General features: G+C 57.2%; 11 protein-coding genes and 1 pseudogene. 4 read left to right on the top strand and 8 right to left on the bottom strand.

Annotation, left to right across the window (positions count from 1 at the left end):
* Nucleotides 1-10: 10 nt before the first annotated feature.
* The 8 genes from SH139x_RS08695 to SH139x_RS08660 form a co-directional block, all read right to left on the bottom strand.
* Nucleotides 11-1,546 carry a hypothetical protein gene (locus SH139x_RS08695; protein WP_488354881.1) on the bottom strand — a complete coding sequence of 512 codons (1,536 nt, stop codon included), beginning with the start codon at nucleotides 1,544-1,546 and terminating at the stop codon, nucleotides 11-13.
* A gap of 222 nt (nucleotides 1,547-1,768) precedes the next feature.
* The gene (locus SH139x_RS08690; RefSeq protein ID WP_488354880.1) at nucleotides 1,769-2,251 is read right to left on the bottom strand and encodes a hypothetical protein; all 483 of its coding nucleotides are present in this window, start codon (nucleotides 2,249-2,251) and stop codon (nucleotides 1,769-1,771) included.
* A gap of 1 nt (nucleotide 2,252) precedes the next feature.
* Complete coding sequence (locus SH139x_RS08685; protein ID WP_488354879.1) at nucleotides 2,253-2,546, bottom strand: rod-binding protein; 294 nt, start codon at nucleotides 2,544-2,546, stop codon at nucleotides 2,253-2,255.
* 195 nt (nucleotides 2,547-2,741) lie between these two features.
* Nucleotides 2,742-3,887 (bottom strand): flagellar basal body P-ring protein FlgI, encoded by a 1,146-nt coding sequence (locus tag SH139x_RS08680; RefSeq protein ID WP_488354878.1) that lies wholly within the window; start codon nucleotides 3,885-3,887, stop codon nucleotides 2,742-2,744.
* 49 nt (nucleotides 3,888-3,936) lie between these two features.
* On the bottom strand, nucleotides 3,937-4,749 hold the full coding sequence (locus tag SH139x_RS08675) for a flagellar basal body L-ring protein FlgH (RefSeq protein ID WP_488354877.1): 813 nt from the start codon (nucleotides 4,747-4,749) through the stop codon (nucleotides 3,937-3,939).
* Between the two features lie 42 nt (nucleotides 4,750-4,791).
* Complete coding sequence (flgA, locus tag SH139x_RS08670; RefSeq protein WP_488354876.1) at nucleotides 4,792-6,084, bottom strand: flagellar basal body P-ring formation chaperone FlgA; 1,293 nt, start codon at nucleotides 6,082-6,084, stop codon at nucleotides 4,792-4,794.
* A 71-nt stretch (nucleotides 6,085-6,155) separates the two neighbouring features.
* Entirely contained in the window at nucleotides 6,156-6,962 is an 807-nt protein-coding gene (flgG, locus tag SH139x_RS08665; RefSeq protein WP_488354875.1) for a flagellar basal-body rod protein FlgG, read from the bottom strand.
* Between the two features lie 69 nt (nucleotides 6,963-7,031).
* Nucleotides 7,032-7,784 carry a flagellar hook-basal body protein gene (locus SH139x_RS08660; protein WP_488354874.1) on the bottom strand — a complete coding sequence of 251 codons (753 nt, stop codon included), beginning with the start codon at nucleotides 7,782-7,784 and terminating at the stop codon, nucleotides 7,032-7,034.
* A gap of 202 nt (nucleotides 7,785-7,986) precedes the next feature.
* Between SH139x_RS08660 and SH139x_RS08655 the strand changes: the two genes are divergently transcribed.
* The 4 genes and pseudogenes from SH139x_RS08655 to SH139x_RS08640 all read left to right on the top strand — a co-directional run.
* The gene (locus SH139x_RS08655; protein WP_488354873.1) at nucleotides 7,987-8,391 is read left to right on the top strand and encodes an iron-sulfur cluster assembly scaffold protein; all 405 of its coding nucleotides are present in this window, start codon (nucleotides 7,987-7,989) and stop codon (nucleotides 8,389-8,391) included.
* A 338-nt stretch (nucleotides 8,392-8,729) separates the two neighbouring features.
* Nucleotides 8,730-10,013: an aminotransferase class V-fold PLP-dependent enzyme gene (locus SH139x_RS08650; RefSeq protein WP_488354872.1), complete on the top strand. Its 1,284-nt coding sequence runs from the start codon at nucleotides 8,730-8,732 to the stop codon at nucleotides 10,011-10,013.
* Between the two features lie 170 nt (nucleotides 10,014-10,183).
* Nucleotides 10,184-11,452 carry a metallophosphoesterase family protein gene (locus SH139x_RS08645; protein ID WP_488354871.1) on the top strand — a complete coding sequence of 423 codons (1,269 nt, stop codon included), beginning with the start codon at nucleotides 10,184-10,186 and terminating at the stop codon, nucleotides 11,450-11,452.
* A gap of 17 nt (nucleotides 11,453-11,469) precedes the next feature.
* Nucleotides 11,470-12,075 (top strand): annotated as a pseudogene (locus tag SH139x_RS08640) (ATP-binding protein); the annotation flags it as partial.
* Nucleotides 12,076-14,676: the final 2,601 nt, after the last annotated feature.

The following is a 14,676-nucleotide window of genomic DNA, read 5'->3' as shown; positions in this document are numbered from 1 at the left end:
GCGGAGCTGCTTAGAATTCAACTTGATATTTAGCAGTCATATCGCGGCGGATATCAGCGGTCGCCGTCTCAATGGTCTGCCACATTTGTTGGGCACTGGCGGCGCCACGGGTCCGTTCTTGTTGGCCGATGAGGGCATCAGTGCGACCCTTCTCACGATTTGCGTAGTAGGGATTCACATAGCCCGATGCGTAACCGGTGCGATAGCCGCCGTAACCGTTGTAGCCCTCGGAGTAAGCGTAGGTCGTATCCTGACCGGTGCCACCATCGTTGAGACCCTGGCGAGTGGCCGAGCGCATGCCAACGGCCCGCAGAGCATTCTCGCCACCGCGGAGCAACTCAGCAACATCACGACCGTAGGCGAGCAAGCCTTCATCGACATTCAATAAAGGCAAGTTGTCGATCTTACGGGCGTATTTGTCGTACCACATCGCGACACCGCCGGCGGTGACGGTGTTCGCACCCCGTTTCTCTTTTTTGAGATCGTCGAGCAAGGAAGTCACCGACTTATAATATTGCTGCGAAGCAATCCTCTGCAGCGACTCGGGGCTGGTACCACCGGTCTCCGTAGCCAAATCCATGGCTTGACCGACCGATGGTGGCAACTGCAGCACGCTCATCACGCGGCGCAAACCGTTTTCGCTGAGCGGGCCTTGCAGCAACATGGTCTGCTTGGAAAAACTAACTTCCCAATCATCGATGTCGCCAATCATTGCGCCTTGGCTCTCCAGGGCACGAATCAGCATGTCGCGACCGACGGGCTTGAGCACTTCGGAAATGTCGCTCGAGAAGTCGACGCGGATGGCACCCACGACTTTATCGCCGACGGTGATGCCGAGCGTTGCTCCACGAATCGTGGTGAGCGCGGCAACAATCGCGGCGCGTTGTTCGGCCGGCAAAGAAGCGAGCGGGCCACGATCGATACGTTGTTTGATTTGTGTTTCTGAGAGGCTGCCCGCCAAATCGATTGCCATGATAATCGGCGTGCCCACTTTTTCTGTGTAGGCGAAAGCCTCCAGCAGATAGGGAGTCAGCGTGTCGTCGACGGCTCGCATATCAGTGCTTCGCAACCAACGAGCAACGTCTTGCCGGTTGGCGGGAGTGTAGGAGGCGTAAGTTTGGTTCGTAACTTCGACGACGATGGAATCGTTGGGCAGGCGGACCGCGGTGCGACCATCAATTTTGTCGACCGAACCCCCGAAGCGCGCAGCTACGGAGGTGATGTTCCCGGGGTTGTGCAACCGCACTTGCGCCAATTCCCAAACATTCTTACCGAACTCCAGGTCCATTTTGGCAGCCAACACCACTCCACTGACATCGGGAGCGAGGAAGGTCAAGCCGGCATCGAAAGCCGCTTTGCGTCGCGCTTCCCAGCGCCCCTGCTCGGCAGCGGCCGATCCGAACAGTTTATCGGCATTAATCACAACGACGACGTTGGCGTCGTATGGAATTCGCGACTTGAGCCCAGCAATTTGAGCAACGGCGTGTGGACACGCCGAGCTGAGACTCCCAATGATCAGCAGCAAGGTGAGCGTGAGATAGCGCATGATGTGACAATTTCCAGCAGAAAATTAGAGCGGAGGCGAGCCGAGTTATCGCAGTGCATCGCAATCAGCAAACGATGGTTTGCGGAAAATCCGACAATAAACCAGTAATTTACCGGCTATGGTACGACCTCCGTATTCTAACTGGCCACATCACAAATCGCTAGAGTCAGCCCGTCCAGCACGGCAATAAGGGGGCAGCGGGCCCCTCACGCCCCCCCCTCTCTAGGCGGCATCATCCAGCAGCCCACCACCCTGACGCTTCACCGGCGTTCCATAGGTTCCCGGATCGGGGGCCTGATTGAGTAACTTGCGCAACACCATCTCGCTGGTCTCGAACAATTGATACTGTGTCACAAAGAGTGTGATCGATTGCTGCCGAGCCGCTTCCACGCGGCTGACGATCGCTTCGGCGAGTTCCAGCCGTTGTGTTTCGCCGGCTTGCTGCAGCGCGTTGCGAAGGCTGCGTGGCCGCGGCTCACCGGGAGTCGTGGCTGCCTGCAGAATCTCTCCTCGAGCGTCAAGCAATTTCTCCAGCACCTGGGTCGCCGCCAACAACAAGTTTGACGCCTCCTCAATGCGGCCGAAATTTCCTTGTGAGGTGTGTTCCAGAAACAGCATGCCGCAATGATCGATCTGATCGAGCGATTCTTCCAATTGGTTGAGATAACGATCAACTGCCGTTAACCAATTTGACTGCATCACCATGTTAATACCTTTGCGCGTTGAACAATTCGTACATGGGATCCGAAATCGACTGGGCCGAAGCGTCTGAAATCTCTTCGATTAAGATTTGATCAAGTTGCTGACGGAAAATATCCTCGCCCTGACCACCATGGAAATAGGCGGGTTTATTTTGCGTCTCTCGCATCGCCGAGAGCATCTGCCCGAACAGCGTATTGCCGACAAAATCTTGAAAGGCCTCCTTGGTAGGGTCAGCCGCCAGTTCGGGCTGCGCTCGGGCCGCCTGCGAAACATCAGCGTGTAGCGGTCGAATTTCCATCAGCGTGCACTCAATCTGGTGAATAAAGAAGCTTCCGTAGACTCATTTGCTGGCTTGCTGGCAAGATCAAACCAAACACCTCGACACAGCATTGCGGTTCTATCAGCCGTCGAGCACCAGCTTACGGTGCCGAGGAACCGGACGCTGACGCGTTCCGGCTGATCTCGTTTTGTTGCATGACTTGTGCGAGGGTGCTTAGTTAATAATAACTTCACCGTACAAATCGCCTTTTGCCTTCAGCTCTTTGATAATGTCGATCAGATCCTCAGCACTCATCCCGAGTGCGTTAAGACTATCTGCTAGCGCTTTTAGTTTGGGGTTGCCCGTTTGCGCGGGAGCTGTGGGGTCGAGAGGCAACAAGCCGGGCGGCCCGCCCCCCGCTTCGATGCGGATATTCTTGGAGGCGACCAACACGGGAGCAATTTCAACATTCTCTCCGATCAGAACGATCCCCGCGCTTTCGTTAATCACGACCCGATTCGATTTTGATTCCAGTGCGATGGGCGCATCGAGCAAGCTGGAAATAAAGCTGATCGGATCCGATCGATAAGTGTCGGGAATCAAAACTTCCACGTGCAATTGATCAATCGCTCTGGCATATTGCTTTTGCGCGGCGGGATTACCGGGTGACTGACGATTTTCCATCATGATTTGCGGATCGGCCCGGACCGTTTCCACCACCCGTTGGCTGGTATCAAAATCGGCAAAGTCACGATCGATGACCAAGGTGATTTTGCCATCTTTTTCAAAGGGTGCTTGCACGGTCCTTTCCATTTTACCGCCTCGCTCGATCGTGGCCGTCGTGGCTGGCCCGTTCGCAGAGATCTTTAGCGGCCCAGAAGCCATCGCGTAGACAGTGGGGTTGTTGGCTTGAGGCCCCAGCAGCGGAGTGAGCACGAGGTACCCTCCCTCCAAACTCTTGGCACTGATCGCGTTGACGACCAGATCAAGCTTATCCCCTTGCTGGGCTCCCATGGGAGGCACCTCCGCGGAGACAATCACAGTGGCCACGTTCTTGGCGTCCGCCAACTCGGAGGGATCAAGCCTGCCTTGCGCGTCGACACCGATCTGGCCTCCCATCAACTGCATCATTCTGGCCAGCGCTCGGGAGGTGTTCGCCGAATCACTATCGCCCGTGCCTCGTAACCCGACGACCAGCCCGAGCCCCTGCAAAGTATTGGACTCCTGTCCCTTCAAGCGGCAGATATGTCGCAAGCGAAGCCCTTGCGCATCGGCCGTGGGCAGGGGGGAACAAACAACCATCGAGGCAAACAACATCCCGAGCAGGGTTACTGACAGCAGGCGTTGATTTAGCAGGCGTTGATTTAATTGTGGAGTCATTGTTCTCTCATTGAACGGCGAAGCGGCAGACAGTCATCGAATCGACTTTTTAGAATGGTGATACCATGTCGACAAATCTGGAGAACCAGCCTCGTTTGTAACCATCTCGAAGCCGCCCACGTTCTTTTGATTGAATTTGCAAATCCAACAGATCGCGACTCAACACCACGTTATCGGCAGCGATATCAATCGGGCGACAAATTCCTGAGAGCGATGTTTCCCAAACATTTTCGTTAAACACAATCGTCTTTCTCGCTTCCAAGACCAGATCCCCATTGGGCCGCACATCGACGATCCGCGCCGCGATGTTGAAGGTCATCGATTGGCGAGACTCGAGCGAAGCATCGGCTCGGTACAGCTGGTTCGTTGTTGATTGCACTCTGGGGTCACCGTCCGCTTGGCGAGCCGGCTTGATCGTATCAAGTGATTCGATCTTTAACCAATCATTGATCACGGCGTCATATAAAGTATTCCGCCGAGCCTCGGAGTTGCCTTCGGCAGTCATCCGAGAGATTTCATCAACTCGAATGGTAACGATGTCGTTCTTGCGATAGACACGCGACGGTGTGGGAGGTTGAAAATACCAACTGGCATCTTGCAGCATTACGCCGGGAGGATAGTTTTGCACCGCAGCTGGCAGGCCCCCGGGCATGTTCGTGTTGGGCGAGCTTTGCGGGTTTGTCGGTGATTGAGCGGGCGAGCCGTTGGGGTTAAAAATTTGCTGGTTTGCTAAGCGGTTGTTAGTTTGCGCGGTCACGTCGCGAAGCAACGAACCGTCTTGCCCGAAACAGCTGGCGGACCAAACGCAAATCCCGATTGAGCCGACGAGGCAACTCAGCATGCTTGGGAGGCGACGTGTCATCACGTTCCACCGCTGGCAGATAGAGAGACTGCTCATAAGATTCTAATTCCTAATTTGAGGTGGGCGGGTGACAATTTCGACCACCCCATGGCTAACGGCTCGAGCGACAAGCTGTCTCTTGGGCGACATCGTTTCCACTTGAATCATTTCCCCAGCGGTGGCTGGACCAAGCGCTTTGGCCGTGGTGGTGATTTTGATACCCGCACCGAGCACTCGCAATTCCACCAAGTCGCCACGGTCGATCACAATTGGCTCGCTGACATCTTCTTGCAAAATGGGACGATCGCGGGAAATGGAACGGGTCAGTTGTTTACCGATTAACGATTTGAGCTCGGTGACGTGACGATCATTGGCTTGATGTGAGGGGATCGTGGTCGTTATTAAGTCCCGGGCGGTGAGGATGTCACCACGTTTAAGCGCCTGAGCTGGAACCACCACGGTTGGCAATTTTGTTAACTCCAGCAGCACCGTCCCCTGCACAGATGCTAATTCTTTATGGCCGGAAACGATCAAGGGGATTTGCCCCTCAGCGGGTGTTGCCCCCAGTCTCAGGCTGGCCACGGAGCGGAGCCCGGCGAGGTCATGAATTCCAGCGTCTGCGGCAACCAGCTCGACTTCGTAATCTTTTAGCACATCCTCATGCGATTGCTGAAAGGCTGACAACACGAGCCGCCGCACACGGTTGAATTCAACCGGGAGCATGGTCGGCGCAGACTGGCCGGCTGGCGAAACGTTGTCGATCTGTCGAGCCGCCAGGATCGAGCCCTGGGCAGCGTCTGAGACACCGTCTGCCACGCCGGCTGCCACACTGTCTGGCCGCATTCCGGTATGGGAAGCGGGACGCACATCGTGGTTAGATGTGAGCGTTTGGTTTGCAGGTGGTGTGTGCTGGGTGGGGGAGATGCGGGGAGAGAGCGGCCGCGGCGGGGCGACATACCGGATAGCGACTTGCGCCGGTCCACTCCAGCGAACCGGTTGCTTGAGCAAGCCAGAGCGTTGCAGCGTTTCACTGATCCGTTGGCGTTCCATTCGCAGCCGACGGCCGTCGGGGGGCAACAACCCCAGCGCGGCCCCCGCCAATGCGTCCCAATCAGCCGGTTTGCGACCGACGGGGCGTAACACATCTGAGACGCGAATGATCGCCGATGAGACCTCCACTTCTTCGTGCAACTGGAACACGATCTCCGCCTGATCGCGAGCCGCAGCAGTGCTGGAGGGCCGCTGCACAGTGCCGGAGGGTCGCTGCGCAGTGCCGGAGGGTCGCTGCGCACTGGCAACTGCGGGAACGGACAACGTAAGGGCAACCACCGCGAGCAGTCGCGTTGTGCGCGTCATTATTTCCCGCCAGCTGGCCAGCAGCATCCGGTAGTTTCGTTTTGGATTCACAGCTTTGACGCTCAACGTCATTAGAAACGTCGCAAGTTGGAGATTGTTTGCATCATCTGGTCACCAGCCTGCACCGCTTGGCTGTTTAGCTCGAAGGCGCGTTGGGTGGTGATTAGATCGATTAGCTCCTGAACCGGCTCGACGTTTGAGGCCTCCAGGTTTTGTTGTCGAATCACACCGAGTCCGTTTTGACCGGGGATGTTGGGAGTTGCCACTCCCGACGCGTCGGTCTGCATAAACATGTTCTCACCGACTTTGAGCAAACCGTCGGGGTTGACGAATTGAGCGAGTTGAATCTGGCCTTGGGGGGCAAGTTCAATATTTCCTGGCTGCCGCACCATGACTTGACCATCCGGGCTGATCACCACGCGTTCGGCGTCGGGTGGAATCGTGATCGCGGGTTCCAGCAGGCGACCGGTTTGGGCCGAGCCAATCACCAATTGCCCCAGCGCGTTGATATCAAGGTTTCCCGCGCGAGTGTAAAACAGGTTACCAGTCCGCGCGTCATTGACTTGCAGATAGCCATTCCCTTCGATCGCGATATCGAGATCGCGCCCGGTGGCCTGCAAAGTGCCTTGACGTTGGTCAGTCTGCGTGCTGTTGACGCGGACCCCGAGCCCGACTTGCGTGCCCACCGGAGAGGGATTCCCATTGGCGTCTAAGACTCCAGGATAAGCTTCGGTACGATATAGCAGGTCCTCGAAATTGGCGCGGTCTTTTTTGAAAGCGGTTGTGTTGATGTTCGCTAAATTGTTAGCGATCACATCCAATTTCGTTTCCATCGCGTCCATACCGGTGGCCGCGGTGTATAGTGTTTGCACACTCATAAATTTACCCTAGATAAAATATTTTTCAGGATTGGCCGCAGCCGCAAAAAAATCGCTATCCAAAAATCGCTATCCCTGGAGGACTCTGGAGATCAAGGTACCGACCACCGTGTCCTGGTTCTGAATCATTCTCGCGTTTGCTTCGTAAGCTCGACTCGCTTCGATCAGTTCCATCATGGCTGTCGTTGGCTGGACACCAGATTGCTCCAGAAATCCGCTGACCACGGGCCTGTCGTTGCCGCGCAAGACTGGCAGTTCTTCGCCCGGCTGGAAGAGGTTGCCGCCGAGGTGCTTGAGGTCACCGACGTTTTCGGGGCGAGCCAACATTAAGGTGAAGACTTCTTCACCCTGTTGAATCCGGCCGCCGTTGAGAATGCTGTGGGGTAGGGTGGGATCGATGGAAATATTCCGCCCTTGCTGGTCGAGCACCCGATCGCCCTGCTGATTGATCAGTTGGCCCGAACTGTTGAACAAAAAATTTCCGGCTCGCGTCAGCAGCGATTGATCGTCGCGCTGGACGACAAAAAAAGTGGTTGGGTCATTGATGGCAAAATCGGTTTCATTGCCGGTGGACCGCAGGGGTCCTTCACCATGCTGCGTCACTTCGGGCTGAATGGTTAGACCGCCGCCGACGTCGTTCACGCCGCCCGTCCCGGGTAAAGCTTCGCCGCGTTCAATTAATTCGGCGAAACGGGCTTGAATCACCGCCTGTTGAGGCTTGTAGCCGGCGGTTTGCACGTTTGCCAGGTTGTTGCTGAGGACCTGCAGCCGATGATTTTGGGCATTGGCGCCAGCCGCCGAAAGGTGCAATCCGTATGACATGTCCCGCGAGTCTCGTGTTGGTGGAATCCCCCCCACCAAAAATTTCCTCAAGTCTCAGGACTATCAAACCGGGGAACTTCTCCGCAAGAGGAGAGTTCCGCCCCTGTCCGATTTTTGACAACGTGCATAGACTTAAATCAGAGCGACCAAAATCAGAGCCGGCACTCCGAATACCGTTTCCCTGCTTTCCCCGCACTGCATCATGGCGACCGACGAACGCGATATTTACGAAGAGCACATCCTGCCGCACTACGAAGACCCCTACCATCGGGGGCATTGTGGTTCGGCCACACACGCCCATGAAGGGAATAACCCCCTCTGTGGTGATGTCGTCCGCGTGGAAATCGAACTCGATGAGCACAAACGTATTCGGCAAGCTTGGTTTGTGGGACAAGGTTGCACGGTCAGCCAAGCGGCCGCTTCGATGCTGGTGGAAAAAATCGAAGGTATGACGCTGGAGGAGCTAAAGCAGTTTTCCGCCTCCGATATGCTGGAATTATTTCAAGCCAGTTTGACCCCCAACCGCCAGAAATGCTGCCTACTTTCCTGGAGAGTCGCCCAGGGAGCGCTACATTCGCCGGTAAACGGCCAGCAAACTAGCCACTAGCCACTAGCCTCTAGCCACTAGCCACTAGCCACTAGCCACTAGCCACTAGCCACTAGCCACTAGCCTCTAGCCACTAGCCACTAGCCACTAGCCACTAGCCACTAGCCTCTAGCCTCTAGCCTCTAGCCTCTAGCCTCTAGCCTCTAGCCTCTAGCCTCTAGCCTCTAGCCTCTAGCCTCTAGCCTCTAGCCTCTAGCCTCTAGCCTCTAGCCTCTAGCCTCTAGCAACTAGCAACTAGCAACTAGCAACTAGCAACTAGCAACTAGCAACTAGCAACTAGCAACTAGCAACTAGCAACTAGCAACTAGCAACTACCTTCCTGAGGAAAACTTAGCCTGATGTCAGCCACTGACACCCAGCCGTTAGCGTTGCGAGCTGAAGACTACCGCGCCGACTTTCCGATTTTGTCCGAGCACGTCAGCAGCGGCGCCGAGATCGTCTTTTTGGACAACGCGGCCAGCACCCAGCGACCCGACGTCGTGATCGATGCGATGTCGCAGTGTTATCGCGAGTACTACGCCAATGTCCATCGCGGGATTCACACCTTCAGCGAGCTATCGACGTCGCGTTATGAGCAGGCGCGGGAGCGAGTCGCCAGCCTGATCAATGCGGAAACGATCAAGCAGGTCATCTTCACGGCCGGGACCACCGCCGCCATTAACACCGTCGCCAGGAGCTGGGGTGATGCCAACATCACTTCCGGAGATAACATCCTGCTGACGATGGCGGAGCATCACGCCAACATTGTTCCTTGGCAGCAGTTGGCCGAGCGGGTGGGAGCTCACGTTCACTTTGCCCCTTTGACCGCGGATGGACGGCTCGACTTGGCGGTGGTGGCCGAGTTGCTGGATCGACTCCGGCCCAAACTGTTTGGCCTGACGGCGATCAGCAACGTGCTGGGAACGGTGATGCCGGTCGAAGATTTAGTGCGGCTAGCCAAGGAGCGGGGCGCGGTAACGTTGGTCGACGCGGCACAAGCGGCCCCCCATCAAACACTCAACGTGCAAGCTTGGCAACCTGACTTCCTCGTCTTCAGCGGCCATAAAATTTGCGGCCCCACCGGCATTGGAATCCTCTACGGCCGCGAACAATTGTTGCTGGAGATGCCTCCTTTTCTGGGAGGTGGTTCCATGATCCAGAGGGTGACCACAGAGGGCTTCGAACCAGCTGGCCTACCGGAAAAATTTGAGGCAGGCACGCCACCAATCGTGGAAGCGATTGGTCTGGCAGCCGCCGTCGACTATGTTTCTCAGATCGGCTTGGAGCGAATTGAAAGCTACGAACGGCAATTGACCGAGCGGGCTCACCGTGGCTTGGAAGCGATTCCCGGGATTCGCCTGCTGGGGCCGGCCCCCGAAGCGAAAGCCGGCATCGTCAGCTTTGTGTTCGACAACGTCCACGCTCACGACATCGCCCAATCGCTCGACGTGGCCGGCGTGGCAGTCCGCGCTGGTCACCACTGCGCAATGCCACTGCATCAAAGTTTAGAGATCAGCGCCAGCACGCGGGCCAGCTTTTATTTTTATAATACGCCCGCGGAAGTCGATCGCTTCGTCACAGCCGTGGCCGAAGCCCGCGACCGCTTTGCCCCGCGGGGACGCAAACGCACTCGCACACACTAACTCGACTCGTTACTTACTAAGCACCCAAACATAAGGAACCGCACGCTGGCGCGTTGCGGCTGATGCCGTTCGGTACAAGGACTTATGCGAAAATGCTTTACTCACCACTCACCACTCACCACTAGCCTCTAGCCTCTAGCCACTAGCCACTAGCCACTAGCCACTGATCCATGCCTCGATTTATCCATGCGGCGGACATTCATTTAGACAGTCCGCTGCGGCGTCTGGAGTCATACGATGGTGCTCCGATTGATGAGATCCGCGGAGCCACCCGTCGGGCGCTGGAAAATCTGGTGACGCTGGCGATCGAGCGGCAAGTCGATTTTGTGGTCATCGCCGGTGACCTTTACGACGGAGATTGGCGGGACCAGCAAACGGGTTTATTTTTCGTCGGCCAAGCCAGCAAGCTGTTGCGCGAGGGCATTCCGCTGTACGTGATTCGTGGCAACCACGATGCGGCCAGCGTGATCACCAAGTCGTTACCGTTGCCCCAAAATCCCAACGGAACGGCCATCATGCTGGGGACGGAGCGGGCGGAGAGTGTGCGTCTGGAGCAGTTGGGAGCGACCATCCATGGGCGATCCTTTGGCACGCGGGCGGAGACGGAAAATTTGGCCGCCAGCTATCCGCTGCCCGACACTGATATGTTCAACATCGGTTTGCTGCATACCAGCCTAACGGGGGCGGAGGGGCACGAACCTTACGCGCCCTGTTCGCCGCAACAGCTGGCCGATATGGGTTACCAATATTGGGCACTGGGGCATATTCACCAAGCGGGCGAATTCCAGCTCGAGGGCGGGGCCCCGATCGTCTTCTCCGGCAACATTCAAGGACGTCACCCGCGGGAGACTGGCGCGAAAGGATGTTGCCTGGTGGAATACGACAGCAGTGGTTTGCGAAGCCGCGAGTGGGTGCCGTTGGATGTGGTGCGTTGGGAAGTCTGCGCGATCGACGCCAGCGATGCGGACGATTTTGAAACCATCGCAGAGGCCTATACGCAATGGCTTGAGAGCCAACTGGAGATCAGCGGCGAGCGACTGTTGGTAAGCCGCGTGCGAGTTCACGGTGAGAGCGATTTGCATGGCGAGTTGCTGAACCGCCAGCAATATTTTGAAAGCGTACTGCGGGCGCGGGCCATGGAAGTCGGCGTCGATCGCGTTTGGCTAGAAACACTGCGGGTGCGAACGCAACTCCCCTCGCGAAGTCAGCCCACGCTGTCTGATGGACCCTTGGCCAGCGTGATGGAAGTGTTTGCAGCCTTGGTCGACGGCGGAGCCCAGAGCGAACTGTGGCAAACGACGGGGATCGCGCGAGAGTTTGAGGCGTTGGAACGCAAACTGGCACCCGACACTTTTGCCGCGGACATTGATCAGCTACTGGAAGAAGCTCGCGCAGGACTCATCGCTCGATTGCATGGTTCGCAGGAATCGCAACGTTAACGTTATCGGAAAACAACGTGCATATAGATCGTGTCGATTTGCTCGCCTTCGGCGGCTTTACGGATGTCAGCTTGGACTTTAGCGGCGGAGCGCATCCGTTTCACTTGGTCTACGGTCCCAACGAATCGGGTAAATCGACCAGCCTGCGAGCGATTACGGCTTGGCTGTTTGGCGTCCCCACCCAGACCGCGGACAGTTACCTGCATAACTATGGTGATCTGCGGATCGGCGGACGGTTAAGCTCCGAAACTTTCCCCGCACTCGAATGCGTCCGTCGCAAAGGGAAATCACGCACGCTGCTGACCCCCGACGAGTCGGCCGAAATCGAAGCTGGGCGGCTGGAGGGATTTCTCGACGGCATCGACGAGGAGACATTTCTGCGGGGATTCGGTTTGGACCGAGAACGTCTGATTCAAGGTGGTCAAGACATTATCAAAGGGGAGGGCGACCTGGGGGAGATTCTTTTTTCCGCCGGCGTTGGCGTCAGTCGCTTGAGCCAAGTGCGTGACTCATTAGACACTCGCCGTAATGAGCTGTTCGGTATCAAAAGCCGCACGCGAGAACTGAATAAGCTGTTCAGCGAGTTGAAACAATTGCGGGCTGACCTAGCAACGCAAACGTTGTCGGCTGCCCAGCTGCAACAGCAGACGAGTGAGTTAGCCTCAGCCCGGCAGGCGGCTGAAGAACTCCGCAAACAGATGCAAACCACGCGACTTAATCTGGAAACGGCGGAACAAAAATTAGAAGCTTTGCCGCTTGCCCGGCGACGGCAAAGCTTGCAAACCGAGTTGGCCGACTATCAAGGGCTACCGGAGCTCGACGATGATTTTGCCCAGCGGCGACGCAACGCCGAAACTGAGGGCAAAGTCGCCAACAACGCGGCCGAACGCGGCGCCGCGCACCTACGGCAACTCCAGTTGAAACTAGCGGAAATTGCCGACCCGGCGGATTGGTTGGTGTTTGAAAATCGCATCGAGTCGCTGGCCAAACAAGTATCGGCTCGGCAAAAAGATGCTGAGAAGCTGAGGAATCTGTCGCGGCAGGCTAAGGAAGTGGCCAAGCAGGTTGAGCAACTCCGTGACGAGATGCGAGCCGCCGGCGCAAGCTCGGCAACAGCTTGGAACGAACAGCTAACGGCGACCGACCGTACCGCAATTCGCGAGCTGGAAGAGCAGGGCATTCGCGTGGAGGAACAACTGCGTGCCAGCCAGCGAAGTTGGGAGCAGCAGCAAGCCGAGTTGGCGGAAGCGGCGGAGGCAATCACCGCGTTGCCGCCCCATGTTGCCCCGCCCGAGTTGGCCGACGCCTTGGCTGTCATCGAAGCCCCAAAACGGCTGATCGAGGCCTGTCAAACCGCCGCCGAAGAACGCCAAAAGCTGGCCGCCCGCGCCGCAACCTGCACGCGAAGACTGACCGGTTTCGCCGGTGAACCGGCTGCCGCGGCGATGTTGCAGCTGCCCCCCGAGGCGGAGCTGCAACAGTTAGCCGCCGCTTGGCAAGCCGCCGCCGAACAGGAAACGCAAACGCAACAAGCTTGGCAAGCGCTAAGGCAACAACTGCAAACGTTGCGTGCCGAATTGGCCGGTTTCACCCAGGCCGGTGGCGTGCCCAGCGAAGCGGAATTGTTGACGCTCCGGCAAAACCGCGATCAATTGCTAGAACGTTTTCTCGATTCGTCGCCGTCAGGATCCACCAGCGAAACACCTAACGAAACCACCAGCGAAAAAATTCTCCTGCAACAGCAACGACGCGAGAGCGACTTGCGAACCGCGATCCTAGAAGCGGATCGGATGGTCGACGCGATGCGGCACGCGGCCGAGCAAGTTGCCCGGCGTCAACGGATCGAACAGGAATTGGTGACGGTCGGTATCAAGACGGAGCAGGCGGAACAGGCCGCTCGGCAAACAGCGGCGAATTTCGCCCAGCAGCAACAGATTTGGCTCGATACCTGGAACCAATTCGGAGTCCAAGCGAGCGCGCCGGAGGCAATGGCACAGTGGTACCAGCAACATCAAACGTTGGTGGATTGCGTGCAAGAATTGCAGCTGGTCGAAGCCCGCTGCGAGCAACTGGAAGAGCGTCGCCAGCAGTGGTGCCAGCAGCTCAACAACGCACTGGAGAAATCCCAAACCTGCGCCGCTTGGCTGGCAGCGGCCACCCCGACCAGCGACTTGCTGACCCTGCACGCGCGAGCCGAGCGAGTGCAGCAGGAGGACCTGCGGTCGCGGGAACAGCGGCAGGAACTGGAGCGAAGTCATCAACAAGCGGCTCGCGAGTGCCAGCGGGCCGAGCGCAACCATCAACAAGCGGAACAAGAATTTCAACAGTGGCAAACCGCTTGGCAAACTTTGGTGGAACGTTTTTCCGCACGTGATGATTTCTCACCGCGTGCCTTTCGACAACTGCTCGATACCCATCAACTGCTCAGCCAAAAACAGGCCGAACAGGGGCGGCTGGCGGATGAACAGGCTGAGATTCGCGATGAGCTGCAACGCTTTCGCATCGATACCGGTCGCCTGGCTGCCGCTTTGAGCAACGCTGGACTGACCAACCTGGGAGCGGACGACGATCTGACTCGCCTCAATGCGTTGGCGAACACCACCCAGCCCAGTGCCACCCAGCCCAGTGCCACCAGTTCCGCAGCGGCAGATTCGGAAACGCCCGCACTGGAAACGCCCGCACTGGAAACGATTGATTTGGAAATTCGCTTGACCAGTCATTGGCAAGCCGTGCTGCGAGGCTGTCAACAGCAGGCCCAACAACGGGCCACCCTGCTCGAGCAGGTCCAATTGGCCGAGCAGAAGTTGGAGGACCAGCGTCAGGAAGCGAACCGCTGGGATGTGATGCTGCAAGGCTTGTGCGACGAAGTCGAGTGCGAAAACCCAGCCGAGTTGTTTGAAATCGAGCAACGGGCCACTCAGAAACGTCAGCTCGATGCCGAACTGCAGCAACTCCAACAACAATTGTTGCGGTTAGCCCGGGGCACGGAACTGGATGCCTATGCCAGCGGCGTGCTGGCCGAGGATCAAGTCGAGATCAGCGAACAGATATCGATCTGGAGGGATGAATTAGAAGTCGCCGAAGAGCAATTAACCGAATTGAATCAACGGATCGGCGGTTTGGCGCAAGCTCAGGAGGCCAACAATGGCAACGGCACGGCCGCGGAAATCAACCAGCGAATCCAAGATCGCACCGCGCGGGCCCAGCGGCTTGCCCGTGAGTAC

Origin of the sequence: Kothea flammea (genome assembly GCF_052161645.1) — a bacterium.
Lineage (GTDB): Bacteria > Planctomycetota > Planctomycetia > Pirellulales > Pirellulaceae > Laterigemmans.
The sequence above is the reverse complement of the archived record's forward strand: the minus strand, read 5'-3'. Positions and strand labels throughout refer to the sequence as shown.

Coding starts and splice junctions, on each gene's coding strand:
- SH139x_RS08695 (WP_488354881.1), bottom strand. CDS start 1,546: ATGCGCTATCTCACGCTCACCTTGCTGCTGATCATTGGGAGTCTCAGC.
- SH139x_RS08690 (WP_488354880.1), bottom strand. CDS start 2,251: ATGGTGATGCAGTCAAATTGGTTAACGGCAGTTGATCGTTATCTCAAC.
- SH139x_RS08685 (WP_488354879.1), bottom strand. CDS start 2,546: ATGGAAATTCGACCGCTACACGCTGATGTTTCGCAGGCGGCCCGAGCG.
- SH139x_RS08680 (WP_488354878.1), bottom strand. CDS start 3,887: ATGACTCCACAATTAAATCAACGCCTGCTAAATCAACGCCTGCTGTCA.
- SH139x_RS08675 (WP_488354877.1), bottom strand. CDS start 4,749: ATGACACGTCGCCTCCCAAGCATGCTGAGTTGCCTCGTCGGCTCAATC.
- flgA (WP_488354876.1), bottom strand. CDS start 6,084: ATGACGCGCACAACGCGACTGCTCGCGGTGGTTGCCCTTACGTTGTCC.
- flgG (WP_488354875.1), bottom strand. CDS start 6,962: ATGAGTGTGCAAACACTATACACCGCGGCCACCGGTATGGACGCGATG.
- SH139x_RS08660 (WP_488354874.1), bottom strand. CDS start 7,784: ATGTCATACGGATTGCACCTTTCGGCGGCTGGCGCCAATGCCCAAAAT.
- SH139x_RS08655 (WP_488354873.1), top strand. CDS start 7,987: ATGGCGACCGACGAACGCGATATTTACGAAGAGCACATCCTGCCGCAC.
- SH139x_RS08650 (WP_488354872.1), top strand. CDS start 8,730: ATGTCAGCCACTGACACCCAGCCGTTAGCGTTGCGAGCTGAAGACTAC.
- SH139x_RS08645 (WP_488354871.1), top strand. CDS start 10,184: ATGCCTCGATTTATCCATGCGGCGGACATTCATTTAGACAGTCCGCTG.